Source organism: Mesorhizobium loti CJ3sym (assembly GCF_000472785.1).
Taxonomy (GTDB): Bacteria; Pseudomonadota; Alphaproteobacteria; order Rhizobiales; family Rhizobiaceae; genus Mesorhizobium; species Mesorhizobium loti_E.
Genome location: NZ_AXAL01000009.1, coordinates 258,164 through 276,115 on the forward strand (window position 1 = coordinate 258,164; position 17,952 = coordinate 276,115).

General features: G+C 64.0%; 16 protein-coding genes. 6 read left to right on the forward strand and 10 right to left on the reverse strand.

All coding sequences use genetic code 11. The features are described from left to right. Positions 1-33 precede the first annotated feature (33 nt). From A3A9_RS0114735 to A3A9_RS0114750, 4 genes are all read left to right on the forward strand, one after another. On the forward strand, positions 34-1,503 hold the full coding sequence (locus A3A9_RS0114735) for a sugar ABC transporter ATP-binding protein (protein ID WP_027059463.1): 1,470 nt from the start codon (positions 34-36) through the stop codon (positions 1,501-1,503). 1 nt (position 1,504) lies between these two features. Further along, a complete protein-coding gene (locus A3A9_RS0114740) occupies positions 1,505-2,482 on the forward strand; it encodes an ABC transporter permease (protein WP_027059464.1) in 978 nt (325 codons plus the stop codon). Between the two features lie 3 nt (positions 2,483-2,485). Next, positions 2,486-3,433 carry an ABC transporter permease gene (locus A3A9_RS0114745; protein WP_027059465.1) on the forward strand — a complete coding sequence of 316 codons (948 nt, stop codon included), beginning with the start codon at positions 2,486-2,488 and terminating at the stop codon, positions 3,431-3,433. Between the two features lie 172 nt (positions 3,434-3,605). After that, positions 3,606-5,672, forward strand: a complete 2,067-nt coding sequence (locus A3A9_RS0114750) for a 3-hydroxyacyl-CoA dehydrogenase NAD-binding domain-containing protein (protein WP_027059466.1) — start codon at positions 3,606-3,608, stop codon at positions 5,670-5,672. A gap of 27 nt (positions 5,673-5,699) precedes the next feature. Here the strand turns inward: A3A9_RS0114750 and A3A9_RS0114755 are convergent, their stop codons facing one another. The 9 genes from A3A9_RS0114755 to A3A9_RS0114795 all read right to left on the reverse strand — a co-directional run bounded on the left by A3A9_RS0114755 (position 5,700) and on the right by A3A9_RS0114795 (position 15,002). Then, a complete protein-coding gene (locus A3A9_RS0114755) occupies positions 5,700-6,578 on the reverse strand; it encodes an intradiol ring-cleavage dioxygenase (protein WP_027059467.1) in 879 nt (292 codons plus the stop codon). A gap of 5 nt (positions 6,579-6,583) precedes the next feature. Continuing rightward, positions 6,584-8,338, reverse strand: a complete 1,755-nt coding sequence (locus A3A9_RS0114760) for an FAD-dependent oxidoreductase (protein ID WP_027059468.1) — start codon at positions 8,336-8,338, stop codon at positions 6,584-6,586. After that, positions 8,331-9,419 (reverse strand): branched-chain amino acid ABC transporter permease, encoded by a 1,089-nt coding sequence (locus tag A3A9_RS0114765; protein ID WP_027059469.1) that lies wholly within the window; start codon positions 9,417-9,419, stop codon positions 8,331-8,333. Before A3A9_RS0114765 ends, A3A9_RS0114760 begins: the two co-directional genes overlap by 8 nt. A 4-nt stretch (positions 9,420-9,423) precedes the next feature. Continuing rightward, the gene (locus A3A9_RS0114770; RefSeq protein WP_027059470.1) at positions 9,424-10,287 is read right to left on the reverse strand and encodes a branched-chain amino acid ABC transporter permease; all 864 of its coding nucleotides are present in this window, start codon (positions 10,285-10,287) and stop codon (positions 9,424-9,426) included. Position 10,288: 1 nt separating this feature from the next. Further along, positions 10,289-10,993, reverse strand: a complete 705-nt coding sequence (locus A3A9_RS0114775; RefSeq protein ID WP_027059471.1) for an ABC transporter ATP-binding protein — start codon at positions 10,991-10,993, stop codon at positions 10,289-10,291. Further along, positions 10,993-11,712, reverse strand: a complete 720-nt coding sequence (locus A3A9_RS0114780; protein ID WP_027059472.1) for an ABC transporter ATP-binding protein — start codon at positions 11,710-11,712, stop codon at positions 10,993-10,995. Before A3A9_RS0114780 ends, A3A9_RS0114775 begins: the two co-directional genes overlap by 1 nt. A gap of 64 nt (positions 11,713-11,776) precedes the next feature. Beyond that, on the reverse strand, positions 11,777-13,057 hold the full coding sequence (locus A3A9_RS0114785) for an ABC transporter substrate-binding protein (RefSeq protein WP_027059473.1): 1,281 nt from the start codon (positions 13,055-13,057) through the stop codon (positions 11,777-11,779). 23 nt (positions 13,058-13,080) lie between these two features. Continuing rightward, the gene (locus A3A9_RS0114790) at positions 13,081-14,142 is read right to left on the reverse strand and encodes a maleylacetate reductase (protein WP_027059474.1); all 1,062 of its coding nucleotides are present in this window, start codon (positions 14,140-14,142) and stop codon (positions 13,081-13,083) included. Further along, complete coding sequence (locus tag A3A9_RS0114795; RefSeq protein ID WP_033838550.1) at positions 14,139-15,002, reverse strand: dioxygenase; 864 nt, start codon at positions 15,000-15,002, stop codon at positions 14,139-14,141. Before A3A9_RS0114795 ends, A3A9_RS0114790 begins: the two co-directional genes overlap by 4 nt. A gap of 91 nt (positions 15,003-15,093) precedes the next feature. On the opposite strand from A3A9_RS0114795, the gene A3A9_RS0114800 reads away from it, so the two are divergent. Then, positions 15,094-16,044 carry a LysR family transcriptional regulator gene (locus A3A9_RS0114800; RefSeq protein WP_027059476.1) on the forward strand — a complete coding sequence of 317 codons (951 nt, stop codon included), beginning with the start codon at positions 15,094-15,096 and terminating at the stop codon, positions 16,042-16,044. Here the strand turns inward: A3A9_RS0114800 and A3A9_RS0114805 are convergent. Then, a complete protein-coding gene (locus A3A9_RS0114805; RefSeq protein WP_027059477.1) occupies positions 16,041-16,916 on the reverse strand; it encodes a LysR family transcriptional regulator in 876 nt (291 codons plus the stop codon). The genes A3A9_RS0114800 and A3A9_RS0114805 overlap by 4 nt on opposite strands. A 104-nt stretch (positions 16,917-17,020) precedes the next feature. On the opposite strand from A3A9_RS0114805, the gene bla reads away from it, so the two are divergent. After that, the gene (bla, locus tag A3A9_RS0114810; RefSeq protein WP_027059478.1) at positions 17,021-17,914 is read left to right on the forward strand and encodes a class A beta-lactamase; all 894 of its coding nucleotides are present in this window, start codon (positions 17,021-17,023) and stop codon (positions 17,912-17,914) included. Positions 17,915-17,952: the final 38 nt, after the last annotated feature.

The window sequence follows — 17,952 nt, forward strand, 5'->3', positions numbered from 1 at the left end:
GCCCTTCGTACCATCGCGCGGATATCGTTGAGTATGCCTGAAGGGAACGCTGACATCATCAGACTGAACGGCGCCGAAAAACATTTCGGCGCCGTTCGCGCGCTTGGCGGGGTGGATTTCCATGTCGGGCCCGGCGAGTGCGTCGGCCTGGTCGGCCACAATGGCGCCGGCAAATCGACGCTGATGCACATGGTGGCGGGCACGCTCACGCCCGACAGCGGCAAGATCGGCGTGCATGGCGGCGTCGAGGACAACTATTCGGTGTCGCGGGCGCAAAAGCTCGGCATACGTTGCGTGTTCCAGGAACTGTCGCTGTGTCCCAACCTCAGCATCGCCGAGAACACGCGCATCAACCATGCGTCGCTCACCGGCTTCGGCTGGCGACGCAAGGCAGCCGCGCTGATCACGGCCAAGCTGGATGAGATCTTCCCGGACCACGGCATCTCGGCCTGGGACATTGTTGGCGACCTGTCGATCGGGCGGCGCCAGATGGTCGAGGTGGCGCGCGCCTTCACGGTGACGCAGGACCGGCTCGACCTCGTCATCCTCGACGAGCCGACATCGTCGCTCGACGCGCATACATCAGGCCAGTTGCTGGCTTTCGTGCGCCGTTTCGTTGCCGGTGGCAAAAGCTGCATCCTGATCTCGCATGTGCTGGGCGAAGTGCTGAGGAATGCCGACCGTATCGTGGTTATGCGCGACGGCAAGGTGGTTGTGGCTGACGCCGCAAATGCCTTCGACCGAGACCGCCTGGTGGCGGCAATGGGCGGTGCGGAGGCACGCCAGAAGATCGCGGCCGAAATTGCTGCCACCAAGCCGGCAGCCAGCCCATTGCGGGTTCGCGCGCGACCCGCTCTGCAGAAGGATGGTTCCGAACTTGTCGCCCATGCCGGCGAGATCATCGGCCTGGCAGGGCTGGCCGGGCATGGCCAGACGGACCTGCTGCTGGCGATTTTCGACGCCGCATCGCGCGCCAAGGCCGGCATCGAGGTGACCGCGCCGGTGGCGCTGGTGGCTGGCGACCGCCAGTCGGACGGCATTTTTCCGCAGTGGTCGATCGCCGAAAACATCGGCATCCGCTCGCTGGCGCGGTTGCGCAACGGCCTGCTGATATCGCCGCAGCGCGAGGCCGAGCTTGCCCAATTCTGGCAGAAGAAGATCGGCATCCGCACTCCCGACATGAACAACAACATCTTCTCGCTGTCGGGCGGCAACCAGCAGAAAGCGCTGTTTGCCCGTGCGCTTGGCTCGGATGCGGAAATCGTGCTGATGGACGATCCGATGCGCGGCGTCGACATCGGCACCAAGCTCGAGGTCTATGACCTCGTGCGCGAAGAGGCGCGCAATGGCCGCACCTTCCTCTGGTACACCACGGAAACCGAAGAGCTCGACAATTGCGACCACATCTATGTCTTCAAGAACGGGCGCATCGTTGCCAATCTGCGCCGCGACGAGCTGACCGAAGAGAAGATCATTCAGTCCTCGTTCGGCGATGCGGCCTGAGATGACGGTGGCAAGCGTCGACACCAGCAAAAGTTCTTCCGAGCGTGGCGCGCTGGCGCGTGCGCGCCTGCTGCGCGGCCTGTTGCCGGCGCTGTCGCTGGCGATTGTCTTGATCGCGATCGCCTGGCTCAACCCGCGCGCCATCAGCTATTTCGGCTTCAGCCTGATGCTGAATCTGGCGATCCCCATCGCGCTGGCGACGATCGCGCAGATGTTCGTCATCGCGGGCAATGAACTCGACCTGTCGATCGGCACCTTTGTCGGTTTCGTCGGCTGTGTCACCGCGACCTGGCTGAAGGATGCGCCGCTGCTCGGCGTCCTGATCCTGCTCGGTTCTATCGGCATCTATGCGCTGCTTGGCGCGTTGATCCATCTGCGCAATCTGCCGTCGATCGTAGTGACGCTCGGCATGAGCTTCGTCTGGCAGGGGCTGGCCATCCTTGTTTTGCCCAAGCCGGGCGGCAAGGCGCCGGACTGGCTGCTGGCGATCATGTCGTTCAAGCCGCCCTTCGTGCCGTTCCCGATCATTGCCGCCCTGCTGATCGGGCTCATTGTCCATTTCGGCCTGATGCGCACCTCCTATGGCGTCATCCTGCGTGGTTCCGGCGGCAATCCGGCAGCGCTCAAGCGTGCCGGCTGGTCGCTGCTCAAGACCAAGATCGTGCTGTTTGCGCTGGCCGGCCTGTTCGGCGTGCTGTCCGGCATGGCGCTGATCGGCATCACCACCTCGGCCGATGCCAATATCGGCAATGGCTACACACTGCTGGCGATCGCCGGCGTCATCCTCGGTGGCGGCGAATTCGTTGGCGGCCGGGTGTCGCCGATCGGCGCGGTGATCGGTGCGCTGACCTTGGCGCTGGCAGCCTCGCCGCTGCTGACCTTCATGCACATTCCGCCCGACTGGCAGGTGGCCGCCAACGGCGCCATCCTGATCATCGTGCTGGCGGCGCGGGTGCTGATCAGCCGCAGGGAGAGGTGAGCGATGATCTTGGTGAAATCGCTGGCTGGCAAACCCTGGGTGTGGTCGTTCATCGGAGCGCTTGTCGTGTGGCTGGCGACGATCATCTTCACCGGCGGCTATGGCGCCGGCGGCATGGTCACGGCCGCGCTGTCGCTCGCCGTGTTCACCGTCATTGTCGGCGTCGGCCAGATGTTCGTCATTACGCTCGGCCCCGGCAATGTCGACCTGTCGCTGCCGGCCAATATCGGCCTGGCCAGTGCCGTAGCCATGAAGGTGATGGGCGGCAGCGATTCCATGATCATCGTCGGGTTGCTGGCCGCGCTCGCTTGCGGCGCCGCGATCGGTGCAGTCAACTACCTGCTGATCTGGGCGCTGCGCATTCCGCCGATCATCGCCACTTTGTCGGCGAGCTTCATCATCCAGTCTATCGACATCAGCTATGGGCGCGGGCTGCAGATCAAGCCGCCGCCGGGCTTTGCCGATTTCGCCAACTGGCAAATTCTGGGCGTTCCCGTGCTGGCTATCCTCACCGTGCTGTTCACCGTCGGCGCGGCCATCGCGCTGCAGCGCATGATCTACGGCCGCTCGGTGCTGGCGATCGGCCAGAACATCCGCGCCGCCTGGCTGGCCGGCGTCAATGTCGGCCGCATCCGCCTCCTCACCTACACGCTGTCGGGCGCGCTCGGTGGCATCGATGGGGCGCTGCTCGCCGGCTATTTCCGTGGCGCCAATGTCGACATCGGCAATGAATATCTGCTGGCCTCGATCGCCGTCGTCGTCATCGGCGGCACGTCGGTCGCCGGCGGCAAGGCCAATGTGCCGGGCGTGTGGGGCGCGGCGCTGTTCCTGGTGCTGCTGCTCACCATGCTCAACACGTTCGGCGTCAGTGCCGGGGTGCGGCTGTTGCTGACGGGGCTGATCATTGTGGGAGTGATTACGGCGGCGGGTGGCGAGAAGGCGGCGCGGTGAGCCGGCCCCAAATTGCGTGCGTCAACATGACGATGCCGGAGATGCTGGCGGCGGAGGCCGCCGGCCAGCGCTAATCATTGTGCCAGGTCGGCATCCGGTTCCCATCCGCGTGCAAGCGCTGTAAATCCCGTTCGCGCGGCCCTTGCCGCTTGCCATTGCCCGGAGGTTTTACTTGTCCGATTTCGTGAAGATCAGCCGCGACGACGATATCGCCCTCGTCACCATCGACAACCGGCCGGTCAATGCGCTGAGTTTTCATGTCCGCGGGCCGCTGATGCAGGCGCTGGTCTCGCTGCGCGATGATGCATCGGTCGCGGCCATCATCATCGCTTGTGCTGGACGGACCTTTATCGCCGGCGCCGACATCACCGAGTTCGGCAAACCGGTGCAGCAGCCGGATCTGCGCGCCCTGATCGTGACGCTTGAGAGCATCACCAAGCCGACCGTCGCCGCCATCCACGGCACCGCGCTCGGCGGCGGTCTGGAGCTGGCGCTCGGTTGCCATTTTCGCGTTGCCGATGCCGGCGCCAAGCTCGGCCTGCCGGAAGTTAAGCTCGGCCTGCTGCCGGGCGCCGGCGGCACGGTGCGGCTGCCGCGCCTCGTCGGTGCGGTGAAGGCGCTGAAGATGATCGTTTCAGGCACGCCGATTGGCGCGACCGAGGCGCATGCCGCCGGTCTGGTCGATGCCGTCTTCGAAGGCGATCTGGCCACGCATGCCGTGAACTTCGCCCGGGAAATCGCCCGCAAGGGTGGTCCTTTCACGCCGGTGCGTGATCGCAATGCCGGGGAAACAAACCTCGGCGCCTTCGACGCCGAGGCGGCGGATCTCGCCAGGAAGGCGCGCGGGCTGGAAGCGCCGCTCGCCTGTGCGCAAGCGGTACGCAATGCCGTCACGCTGACTTTCGACGAAGCATTGGCGGCGGAGCGGGCGCTGTTTGTGAAACTGGTCGCCAGCGACCAGTCACGGGCGCAGCGCCATCTGTTCTTCGCCGAACGTGAGGCGGCTAAGATTCCGGCCAAGGGCATCGTAAAGCGCAGGATTGGCCGCGTCGGCGTCATCGGCGCCGGCACGATGGGCGGCGGCATCGCCATGGCCTTCGCCAATGGCGGCTATCCCGTCACTTTGCTGGAAACGAGCCAGGAGGTATTGGATCGCGGGCTGGGCACGATCGAGAAGAACTATGCTGTTTCGGTCTCGCGTGGCTCGTTGAGCGAAGACGCCAAGCGTCAGCGCCTCGCCCAGTTCAAAGGTTCCACCGACTATGCCGATCTCGCCGATTGCGACCTGATCGTCGAGGCGGTGTTCGAGGACATGGCGGTCAAGAAGGAAGTCTTTGGCAAGCTCGACGCGATAGCCAAGGCGGGCGCCATCCTCGCCACCAACACCTCCTATCTCGACATCAATGAAATCGCCGCCTCGATCTCGCGGCCGCAGGACATGCTCGGCCTGCATTTCTTCTCACCGGCCAATGTCATGAAGCTGCTGGAGATCGTGCGCGCCGACAAGACCGCGCCCGATGCGCTGGCGACCGTGGTCGATATGGCGCGCAGGATCGGCAAGGTGGCTGTCGTCGTCGGTGTCTGCCACGGCTTCGTCGGCAACCGCATGCTGGCGGCGCGTGGCTCGGAATCCGAGGCGCTGCTGCTGGAGGGGGCGACGCCCGGCCAGATCGACAAGGCGTTCACGGATTTCGGCTGGCCGATGGGACCGTTCCAGATGGGCGATCTCGCCGGTCTCGACATTGGCTGGCGCAACCGCAAGGCACGCGGCCTGACAGCCGCTATCGCCGATACGCTGTGCGAACAGGGGCGATTCGGCCAGAAGACCGGTCGGGGGTTCTATCTCTACGAGGCCGGTGCGCGCGCGGGTGTCCCTGATCCCGAGGTCGAGACGCTGATCCGCGAAAAGGCTGCGGAAAAGGGCATAAAACCGAGGGAGATCGGGGCCGAGGAAATCATCGAGCGCACGCTCTATCCGCTGGTCAACGAGGGCGCGAAAATCCTCGAAGAGAAGATCGCGGCCCGCGCGTCCGACATCGATGTCGTCTGGGTCAACGGTTACGGGTTCCCGATCGGCAAGGGCGGTCCGATGTTCTGGGCTGGCCTTGAAGGGGCGGCCAGGATTATCGACCGGCTCGACCACTGGCATCGTCAGACCGGCAAGGAGGTCTTCAAGCCTGCGCCGCTGCTGAAGCGGATGGCAGAGATCGGCTCGTGGGAGACTGACGCGACTGGTTGACCACGCTATCCCAGTGGCAAGGGATCGCTATCCCCTCGCGAGCACGAAATCGTGCTCGACCTCCCAGAACGGGCTGGCGAATTCGAGACCCTTGGCGCGGACCGGATCGTCGATGCGCCTGAATTCGGCGAGCAGGGTCTCCTTCACGCCGAACACCGCGTCCGAATTGATGTAGGGATCGTCGGGATCGAAGATGTGGGTGGTCAGCGTCTCGAAGCCGTCAGCCTTGAGGATGTAGTGCAGATGCGCCGGGCGGTAGGGGTGGCGGCCGAGCGCATGCAGCAGCTTGCCGACCGTGCCGTCATCGGGGATCGGGTAGAATTTCGGCTTCACGGCGCGAAACCAATAGCGGCCGTCGGTGCCAGTGCGGAAGACGCCGCGCAGGTTGAAGTCGGGCTGGATGCCCTTCTGCTGCACATCGTAGAAACCCTCGTCATTGGCCTGCCAGACATCGAGGACGGCGTTGGCAATCGGCTTTCTGTCGGTGTCGAGGATGCGGCCATGGATGAACATGTCCTCGCCCTTCTGGTCGAGACAGATGTTGGCTCCCATCGGCAGCTCCGGCGCGTCGGCGAGGTGGAAGGGTCCGAGCACCGTCGATTCCGAAGCGCCTGAAGGCTTGCGGTTGTTGATGGCGTCGACCAGCATCGAAACGCCGAGCACATCGGACAGCAGGATGAATTCCTGCCGCCATTCGGTGGAGAGCTGGCCGGTTTTCGTCAAAAACAAGATCGCCTCGAACCACTCGTCTTGTGTCGGCTCGATCTCCTTGACCGCCTCATGCAGTTTGCGGGTGATGACATCCATCACCGCCTTCAGCCGCTCATCCCTGGCGTTCTTGTTGCGGCCGGTGACGACCTCGACAGAATTCGCCTCGGTGAAGAAGCCTTTCTCGTGCGCTTCCATATCTCTCACCTGTCCAGGATTGACGCCAGGGCCTTGCGCAGGTCCGCTGTCGGATCGCCGCTGATCGCATCCTTTCGCCAGCCTACGTGCTGGTCGGGCCGCACCAGAAGAACGCCGCTGTCGCGGATTTCGCGGGCGCGCGCCCAGTCGCCGGAGAAATCCTGCCAGGGCTGGCGCGGGCCAATCAGATGCCCCGTGATGTCGATGCCTAGTTCCTTGCCGACGGTCTTGGCGGCGTCGAGCCAGCCTTGGCCGCCAATGCCGGTCAGTACGGTGAACTTGCCGTGCCCAGTCAGGTCGAGCGTGGAAACCTTGTCACCCCGATCCGAATGGACCCAGACATGCGGCACTCGTGCGCCGGGCCAGGATGTCGGCTGGTAATGCAGTTCGGCGTCTTTCTCGAAGGCTGGTTCCTTCTGGCCGTCGGTGACGATGGCGTTCGAGATATAGCGCTGGTTCATCTCGACGCCATGAGCATCGAATTCATAGACCTTTGAAGCGATGGTCTCGCGGATCTTGGCGCGTTGCGCTTCGGCCGCCGCCGTATCATCGCAGCGCGCATCCATGTTGGACTGCATCTTCACCGGATCGATGGAATCGAGCAGGCCGAGCGCCTTGAAGATCGGGCCGAATTCCTCGATCGACTTGTTGGCACGGGTGACGATCTGCTTGGCCACCGGGGCACGCTCCTGCGAATAGGAGTCGAGCAGTTTTGGGCCAGCCTTGCCCTTGATGACATAAGCGAGCTTCCAGGCGAGGTTGAAACCGTCCTGGATCGAGGTGTTGGAGCCCAGCCCGTTCGAAGGCGGGTGGCGATGGATGGCGTCGCCCATGCAGAAGACGCGGCCCTTGGAGGTCTGCGTGGCGTACATGTTGTTGACGGTCCAGGTCGATACCGACTGGATCTCGATCTCCAGCTCGGGATCGCCGACCAAGTCACGCGCGACCTTCCTGGCGAAGGCGTCGTCGACCTTGGGCGCCGGCTGGTTGATGTCATAGCCCCAGACGATCAGCCATTCGTTCCATGGCCGGATCATGCGCACCAGGCCCATGCCGATGCCGCCGACATCGGCGCCTGGCTGCACCACCCAGTAGAGCACCGACGGGCGGTGGGCGACGTATTTCGACAGATCGGCCTTGAACAGGATGTTCATCGAGCCGCCGACGCCCATCTTGCCTTCGAAAGGCAGGCCGGCATGTTCGGCGACCAGCGAATTGCCGCCGTCGGCGCCGACCAGATACTTTGAGCGGATGGTGACATCCTTGCCGGTCAGCCGATCGCGGCAAGTCGTGGTGACGCCGTCCGCGTCCTGCACATGCGACAGGTACTCCATCGACATGCGCGATTGCGTGCCGCGCGAACAGGCGGTCTTGAACAGCAGCGGCTCCATGAAGGTCTGCGGCAAATCGTTCATGTGCGAGGGCGATGACAAAAGGTGCTCGGCACGGGAGAGCGGATGCTTGCCCCAACTGCGCATGCGGCCGATCTCCTCGCCGGCGAGCGAGGTGCAGAACACGTTCTCGCCCATCAAATCCTGCTCGGTGGCGTGCATATAGGCTTCCGCCTCGACCTCTTGGCCGAGGTCGCGCAACACCTCCATGGTGCGCTGGTTGGTGATGTGGGCGCGCGGCGTCGCGGCCAGCCAGCGATAGCGGTTGATGACCATGTTCTCGACGCCATAGGTCGAAAGCAAAGCTGCGGTGGCCGAGCCTGCGGGCCCGGTGCCGATGGTCAGCACGTCGGTAGTGATGTCAGCCATGCGGCCCTCCGTTTTTGCTTGACATTAATGGCCCGCCGGTCAGCCGGCGGCGAACCGGAAAAAGCTGGATGCCGGTGCGCTCGGCAAACAGGCCCCACAGGCCGCGCGGCGCAAACAGCATGATGACGATGCCGATCAGTCCGAGGATCAGCAGATACCAGGAGCCGTAATCGGCCAGCAGGTTTTGCAGAAGATAGAAGACGATGACGCCGACGATCGGCCCTTCGATGGTGCCGATGCCGCCGATGACGACGATGAAGATGACATAGGCGGTCCAGTCGACGACGGAGAAGGCGGCGTCGGGCGAAATGCGCGCCTTCTGCACATAGATCAGCGCGCCACAGAGACCGGTGCCGAAGGCCGCCGCCAGATAGACCAGCGTCTTCATGCGGCGGGCATCGACACCGACCGAACGTGCGGCTTCCTGGTTGTCGCGCACCGCTGCGAGCCCCAATCCCTGCTTCGAGCGCAGCAGGCGGTAGACCAGGCCGATCGTGGCGATGGCGAGCAGCAGCGCCAGCCAGTAGGTCAGGATGTCGCCGGCGCCGGAGGATTTGACGCCGAACAATTCGCCGACAAACTTCAGTGCGGGCATGTCGCGCGTCGCTTCACGGGGCAGCGAGGTGCCGGTGCCGCCGCCGAGCATCTTCCATTGCGCCAACGCCAGCCGCACCACTTCGGCGATGACCCAGCTGCCGATGGCGAAATAGGCACCCTGCAAACGAAACAGGAAGAAGGCGGTGGGGATGGCGAGCAAGGCGCTGGCGATGCCGGCGAGCAGGATCGCGATCAGCGGATCGAGCCCGGCGAGGATGACCAGGGCAAACATGGCGTAAGCGCCAAAGCCGACAAAGGCCTGCTGTCCGACCGAGACCAGCCCGGCATAGCCGGCGAGCAGGTTCCAGTTCTGTGCCAGCACGAGCATGGTCAGGATGAAGAACAGGTCTTGCATCACGCTGCGCGAGGCGAACAGCGGTGCGGCAAAGGCGAGCAGGATGATCAGCGCGGCGACGATGGCTGATATCGCTGACGCTTTGGTCTGCGTTTCGACTCTCCAGGGTGTTAGCGAGGTGTCGGTCATGCGCTCAATCCACCGCACGCGGAAACAGGCCGCGCGGCCGGACCAGCAGCACGACGAGGAAGGCCAGATGCCCGGCGAGGATTTGCCATTCCGGGTTGATCGCGGCGCCAAAGGTTTGGGCGATGCCGATGACGATGCCGCCGGCGAGCGTGCCCCACAGCGAGCCAAGGCCGCCGATGATAACCGCCTCGAAGGCGTAGATAAGCCGCGCTGGGCCGATGGTCGGATCGAAATTGGCGCGCGTACCGAGATAGAGCGCAGCAATCGTCACCACAACCATGGCGATGCCGGTGGCGGTTGCGAAGATGCGCTTCGGCTGGATACCCATCAGCCCTGCTGTGACCGGATCGTCCGAGGTGGCGCGGAAGGCGCGGCCGAGCGAGGTGCGATAGAAGAGCTGGTTCAGCCCGACGATCACCGCGACTGCCGAGGCCAGGGTCAACAGTGGCATGACGCCGACATTGATCGGCCCCAGCGCAACGGATGCGGAGTCCATCCCGCCGACCGGGATGCGGCGGCTGTCGGCGGTAAAGCCTTCGAGCAGGCCGTTCTGGATGACGATCGACAGGCCGAAGGTGACGAGCAGCGGCGGCAGAATGTCAGTGCCCAATGTCTGGTTGAGCAGGAAGAACTGCAGCGCCCAGCCGACCGCGAACATCACAGGCATCGCCACCAGTGCCGCCAGGAACGGATTGAGGCCAAGGGCCGAGACGAGCACCAGGATCAGGAAGGCAGCAAGCACGATGAGGTCGCCATGCGCCAGATTGACCAGCCGCATGATGCCGAAGACGAGGCTGAGGCCCGCCGCGAACAAAGCGTAGAGACCGCCGAGCAGAATGCCCTGAATGATGGTGTCGAGCCATGCCATGTCAGGCTACCCCGAAATACGCAGCGTGAATGGCCTCGCGCGTCAGATCTGAGGGCGAACCGGAGAGCGTGATCCGCCCTTCCATCATGCAGTAGACGCGGTCGGCGACCTTCAGCGCCTGGCCGATATCCTGCTCAACCACGACGATCGAAGCGCCTGCTTCGCGGATGCGCGGAAAGGCGGCGTAGATATCCTTGATGACGACGGGCGCCAGGCCAAGGCTGATCTCGTCGCACAGAAGCACGCGCGGGTTGGACATCAGCGCCCGGCCGATCGCCACCATCTGCTGCTGGCCGCCGGACAGCGCCGTGCCGGGATTGGTGCGTCTCTCCTTAAGGATCGGGAACAGCGCGTAGACGGTGTCGAGGCCCCAATGGCCTTCGACCGCGCGGCCGTAGCGGCCAATAAGAAGGTTCTCTTCGACGCTTAGCGAGGGAAACAGTTTTCGTCCCTCCGGCACCATGGCGATGCCGCGCGCCACGATGTCGGGCGCGGCCAGGGCGCCGATCTTCTCACCGTCGAACAGCACCGCGTCTGGTTGATTGGCCAATATGCCTGAAATCGAGCGCATCAGCGTCGTCTTGCCGGCGCCGTTGGCGCCGATGATCGCAATCGTCTCGCCCGGATCCAGCGCGATGTCGACGCCGAACAGCGCCTGGAAATCGCCGTAGCGCGCAATGAGGTTTCTGGTCTCGAGCAGCGCCATCAGACTTCGATCCCGAGATAGATTTCGCGGACCTCGCGCGACGCCATGACGGTGTCGGGTACGCCCATGCCGATGATCTTGCCGAAATTGAGCACCAGCAGTCGCTCGACCACCGAGTTCAGAGCATGCAGCACATGCTCGATCCAGATGATCGACATGCCGCCTGTGTGGATGCCTCTGATGGTGTCGACCAGCATGCCGCATTCGCCTTCGGTCAGGCCACCGGCGATCTCGTCCAGCAGCAGCAGTGTTGGTTCAGTCGCCAGGGCGCGGGCAAGTTCCAGCCGCTTGCGCTGCAAGAGGCTCAAGCCGCCAGCCGGATGGTTGGCGCGATCGATCAGGCCGGTCTCGACCAGAATTTCGGCGCAGCGGTCGCTCACCTCGGCTTCGGACTTGCGCGCCCCGAAGGCGCCAGCCACCAGCAGGTTCTCGAACACGGTCAGCTTCTCGAAAGGCTGCGGGATCTGGAAGGAGCGGCCGACGCCGGCAAAGCACCGTTGCATCGGCGGCAGTCTTGTCACGTCGCGGCCATCGAAGGTGATGGTGCCGGCGTCGGCCGCTATGTTGCCGGTGATCAAGTTGAATAGGGTCGACTTGCCGGCGCCGTTCGGACCGATGATGCCCAACGCCTCGCCCTCGCCAAGCTCGAACGAAACCGCGTCGGCGACCGTCAGGGCACCGAAGCGTTTCGAGACATTGGCGAGGGCGAGGATGGGCATGGCTAGCCTCTCTTCTCCCCGTTCACGGGGAGAAGGTGCAGGCAGGAAAGGTGCGAGGTGCCGCTCATCCGATGACTTCCATCTTGCCGCCCGTCGGGATGTTGGGCGCGGTCTTGTTGTCGGTGATGACAAGATCGTAGCCACCGCCGTCCTTCAGCCGCCACTGGCCGCCGACCAGCGGCGTCTTTGCGATGTTCTTGGCGGCAAAGGGCGGCAATTTGGCGCCGTCCCAGGCAATCGGGCCGACCAGCGTGTCGAGCTTGGTCGCGGCGATTGCCGCCGCCACCTTGTCGCCGTCGCTGGCTTCGCCCGCCCGCTTCATCACATCGACGGCAATCTCGAACAGTGCATGGACAAAGCCGATCGGCTGGGTCCATTGGCGGCCGGTGGCCTTGGTGAAGCCCGCCGCCACCTGCGCGGAGCTCTCGCCGGTCAGCGACGATTTGAACGGGTGGTTGGGCGTCCACCAGACTTCCGACGACAAATTGTGGCCGGACTTGCCGAGCGCCTCGACCGATTGCGGGAACAGCAGCGCCTTGCCGATCGACGCGACCTTCGGTGTGAAGCCCTGCTGCTTGGCCTGGTTCCAGAAGGTGGTGAAATCGGGCGGGATCATCACGCCGGTGATGATTTCGCACGACGCGCCCTTGAAGGCGTTGATCTGCGCCGAGAAGTCGTCGGTCAGGTTCTGGTAGCGGCCGGTGTCGGTCAGCCCGTAGCCGCCCTTGGCCAATACCGGCGGGAAGCCGACCGTGCCGTCGCCCCAGGCATTGCCGTCGCCGTCATTGGGGAACAGGCCGCCAACCTTCTTGTTGGTCTCAACCTGTGCCCACATGTTGGTGAAGACGGCAATGACGTCTTCTAGCCCCCAGAAGAAATGGTAGGCATAGTTGAACGGCTTCCACGAGGAGGGGTCGCCGGGATTGCCTTGCTGGCCGATGAACCAGGGCTGCCAGGGTGCTACGGTCGACAGGCACGGCACCTCTTCCGCCTCGCAGGTGGTTGCGACCGGGTTGGTGGTCTCCGGCGTCGAGGCGACAAGCATCAGATTGACCTTGTCGGTGACGATCAGCTCCTTGGCGACTTCCGCTGCCCGGTTCGGGTTGGACTGGCTGTCCTTGACGACGACCTCGTAGTTGAGGCCGGCGGCCTTGGTGGCGGCGAGAAACCCGTCGATGATGAATTTGTCGGCCTCGGCAAAGGCGGCCAGCGGGCCGGATTGCGGGCTGACATAGCCGAGCTTGATCGGCGCATTCTGGGCGATTGCCGGCATGGCCAGCCCCGACGTGCCGGCAAGCAAGCCGGTGGCTGCCGTATTCCGGATGAATTCGCGTCTGTTAATCATTGTTGTTCCTCCCTGTGTTGCCGTCAGTTCTGTGGTCGTCTTCCCTCCCACGCGTCCTGCAACAGGGCGCGGATTGCGGCGCGGTCGAAAGGCCGCGGATTCCAGTATGGATTCTTCGTCGCGATCTCGGCGGCGCTATCGAGATCGCCCTGCTTGAGGCCGAGTTCCCGGAGTGTGAGCGGCGCGCCGACGGATTTGGCGAAATCGTGGAGACCGCCGCCGGCGCTACCGCCAAGGATGTCGGCGACGGGCTTGAGTAGGTCGGGCACGGCGACGGCGTTGAAGCCGATCGTGTGCGGCAGCATCACCGCATGGGTCTCCGCATGCGGCATGTCGAAGGAGCCGCCAAGCGTGTGGCAGATCTTGTGATGCAGCGCCATGCCGACAGTGCCGAGCACCGTGCCGCACAGCCAGGCGCCGTAGAGCGCGTCGCCGCGGGCTTCGAGATTCCTCGGCTCCTTCACCAGCACTGGAAGTGCCGTCTTAAGGGCGCGCAGCCCTTCGGTCGCCATCAGCGTCGAGACAGGGTTGCGGTCCTGCGCGTAAAGCGCCTCGGCCGCATGCGCCATGGCGTTGAGGCCTGAGGTGACGCTCATCGCTATGGGCAGGCCGATGGTCAGTTCGGGGTCGTAGATCACCACTTCCGGCAGGATTTTTGCATCGCGCACGGTGGTCTTCACGCCGTTCTCGGTCTGGCCGAGGATCGGCGTCACTTCCGAGCCGGCATAGGTGGTCGGGATGACGATCTGCGGCAGGTCGGTGCGATACGCGATCGCTTTGCCGAGACCAGTGGTGGACCCGCCGCCGAGCGAGACGACGCAGTCGGCGCTGATTTCTTTTGCCGTGTTCATGGCGGCTTCGGTCACATCGACCGGCGTGTGCATGGCCGCGCCCGAAAAGGTTCCCGCCGCCAGCGGCCCAAGCCGCTTCGCCAGCGCTTCGCCATCGGCTATTTGATGCGGCGTCGACAGCACCAGCGCACGCTTGCAGCCGAGTTTTTCGACCCATGAGCCGACTTCCAACGAGGCGCCATTACCGAAGACGATGTGGGCAGGGCTGCCGGAATAGGTGAATTGCCTCGTCATGCCGCCCGGCTCCCCTTGCGCGCCATTGCCATGACGAAGCTGAAATCGAGCGACCAGCTGTTGCCGGCACGTTTGAAATCGCCGACCAGTTCGGGTTTAACGCCGAACAATGCGTCTTCGCTCAGACGCGGATCGCCGCGCTCGAACACTTGCGTCGTCAGGGTCTCGAAATTGTTGGCGCGGATGAGAAAATGCAGATGCGCCGGCCGGCTGAGCGGGTAATTTAGCCGGCCAAGCATCTGCCCGACCGGGCCGTCATCCGGCACACCATACCCGGCCGGCTTCACCGTGCGGTAGTGGAAACGGCCATCGCTGTCGGTAGTGAAGACGCCACGCAAATTGAATTCTGGCTGCAGATCGGGTTGCTGGTTCTCATAGAATCCTTGAGCGTTGGCTTGCCAGGTCTCGACCGTCGCACCCGCTACAGGCATTCCGTCGAGGTCGACCACGCGACCTGTCACGGTCAGCGGCGCGCCAACGCCATCGAGAGAAATGTCGGCGCCGAGCGGCAGCCGTGGTGCGTCGGTACGATAGAACGGGCCGCGCCCGGTGTTGGGGGTGGCGCCGTTCGGGCGACGGGAATTGATATCCTCGACCAGCGCGGTGACGCCGAGGAGATCGGACAGCAAAACCCATTCCTGCCGCTTGTCGTCGCTGGCATGGCCGATTTCGGTGAGGAAAGCGATGGCTTGCCGCCAGTCCGCCGCTGTCGGACGTGTCTCCCGGACGATCTGGTGGAGATGGTCGACAACAGTCGCCAGGAAGCGCGGCAACGGTCCGGCCTTGGCCTTCAAAAGGCGTTGGGCGACCATCTCGGCGGAGTTGGCCTCGTTGAACGACGGTATGCCTGGATGTGACATGCTCCTCCCCGGTTCCATCTCACCAAGGGACAATACCGGAGGCCGGATACAAAGATGATGATTTCTGGCCGATTTAATATACCATATTGGTATGAAACTCGATGAACGGCATTTGATCCAGCTGGCGGCGGTCGTGCAGGCAGGGGGTGTCACCGAGGGCGCCGCGCTTGTCGGCCTATCACAGCCGGCGGTTTCGCGCACATTGTCGATGCTGGAAAAGCGGCTGGGCGAGCCGCTTTTTCTGAAGGGCCGCCGGCCTTTGCAGCCGACACCGCTCGGCCAGGCGCTCGCCGATCATGGCCAGGTGATGCTAGCGGCATCACGCAAGGCCTCCGACATCGTCGCCAATTTCAGCCAGGGCCGCTCCGGCGTGGTGCGGGTCGGCGGCACGCCGTTCTTCATGGACGCACTGATCTCCGGCATGATCGCCGATTTCCAGAACGCCTATCCGGATGTGCGTATCGACCAGAGCTATGGCTATCTGCCGGACCTGCGCGCGGCCATCAATGCCGATCGCATCGACCTCGCCGTCTGTCCGATCGATATCCTGAAAGAGGGGTCAGGCATGGAGTTCCGCGAAATCCTGCCTGGCCGCAATGTCGTCGCTTGCCGGTCGACGCATCCGCTGCTGCTGCGGCGCAAGCTGAAAACCAGCGACCTGCTCGACTATCCCTGGATCGCGCCGCCGCCTGGCAGCCCGCTGCTGGAGGATTTGCGCAGCCTGCTTCTGTCGCTCGGCGCGACGGAGATAAAAATTCGCTACTCTGGCGGCTCGCTGACCAGCGCCATCAACTACATGAAGGAAACCGACGCGCTGACCGTGCTGCCGCACAGCGTCGTCTTTGCCTTCCGCCGGGACAAGGCGATCACCGCGCTGCCGCTGGCGATCCCGCATCCAGAGCGGGCGCTCGGCTTGCTCAGGCTCGCCGACACGCCGCGAGCACCGGCCGTCGACGCCTTTGCCAAGCACATCCGTCTTGGTTTCGACAACCTCAAGCACCTGATCAAGCGACATGAGCAAGCGGTGGTCTGGGGCGCTTAGGCATTACCGGTGGCCTCGGCCTTCAGCCAATCGGCGAAGGTCGTCATCGCCTGCGAGTTCTGGCGCCGGCGCCGCGCCGACAGCCAGTAGCGGCCGACATCGACCGTGCTGCTGAAAGGCCGTACCAACTGGCCGGAGCCAAGCTCGCGGCTGAACATCGACACGGGCAGCAGCGCTACGCCGGCGCCCTGGACGGCGGCATTGGCCATAGTGACGGAAGAATCGAAGACGATGCCCTTGATCGGTGGGCAATGGCGCCCGGCCGCCTCGAACCAGCGCAGCCATTCGTCTTCCCGGTAGGAGCAGAGCAGCGTTTCGCGCCCGAGATCCAAGGGGTCACGCAGACGCGCGGCGATGTCGGGCGCGCAAGCGGGTGAGAACGCGCCGGGCAGCAGAGGCGTGTTGTCTGTCCCCGGCCAGGAGCCGTCGCCGAAGCGGATGGCGAAGTCGAGACCGTCGGCGGCCAGATTGACCCGGTTGTTGTTGGTCGAGATGCGCAATTCGATGTCCGGATAGGCCCGGTGAAACAGCGGAAGCCGCGGGATCAGCCAGCCCGAGGCGAAGGTGCCGACGACACCGACGGTGACGATGTCGTGGAAGCGGCCGCCTTCGAAGCGGTCGAGCGTGATGCCAATCCTGTTGAAGGCATCGCTCAAAACCGGCAGCAACGCCTCGCCTTCTTCGCTTAAAGTCAGCCCGTGCGGCAGCCGGCGGAACAGCCTGACGCCAAGCACCTCTTCAAGACCCTTGACCTGATGGCTGACGGCGGCCTGGGTGACGCGCAGCTCGAGGCCGGCGCCGGTGAAGCTGAGATGCCGGGCGGCGGCCTCGAAAGCGCGCAAGCCATTCAGCGGGAGGTGCGATCGCTTCATCGGTCCAGCCCTAGTTTTTCTTATGACGGAGGCGATGTTTACTCGTTTGCGGCGCCGCCGGATTGGGGCCAGTCCTGCGGCGCGGGGCAAGAGAGAGTGTGGACATGACAAGCAGACGCAGTTTCATTGGTGGTCTCGCGGTGGTTTTGACGGCCCCCATCACGTTGAGCGCGATGGCGAAGGCGGCAATAAGCCCGACAAAATTTGATGGGCTGACGCCGAAAATAAGGCGGCTTGAGGCGAAAAGCGGCGGCCGGCTTGGCGTGGCCTGCCGGATCGCCGGAACGACGGCGCAATTCGGCTATCGCGAGAATGAGCTGTTTCCGATGTGCAGCACCTTCAAGACACTTGCCGCGGCACTCATCCTGCACCGCGTCGAGGGCGGCATCGAACAGCTCGACCGCAGCATAGAGGTGCCGCATAACGCCGTTGTCGCGAGTTCGCCAACCACCAAGAACCACGCCGGCGGCGAGATGACGGTGGCGCAGCTTTGCGAGGCCGCGGTAACCGTCAGCGACAATGGGGCCGCCAATCTGCTGCTGGACTCCTTTGGCGGACCGGCGCAACTGACCACCTATCTGCGCTCGATCGGCGATACGGTGACCAGGCTCGACCGCATCGAGCCGGAGCTGAACGAATCGGCGCCGGACGATCCCCGCGATACGACCTCGCCGTTGGCCATGATCGACGACTGTGAACGCCTCGCTCTCGGCGACAGCCTCTCGCAAAAGAGCCGGGCGCAGCTTGTTGACTGGCTGGTGGCCAACAAGACCGGCGACGACCGTATCCGAGCCGGATTGCCGAAAGGCTGGAAATGCGGCGACAAGACCGGCACCGGCGATCGTGGCAGCACCAATGACGCGGCCGTCATCTGGCCGACGTCGGGCAATCCGATTCTGATGTCGGTCTATCTGACCGGCACCAAGCAGAGCCTGGCCAAGCGCAATGCGGTGATAGCATCGGTCTCACGCGCTTTGGTCGAAGCGATCGAGGCGTAAGCCGCATCGGCGCGGAGTTGGTCGCGTCATCGTCGAGG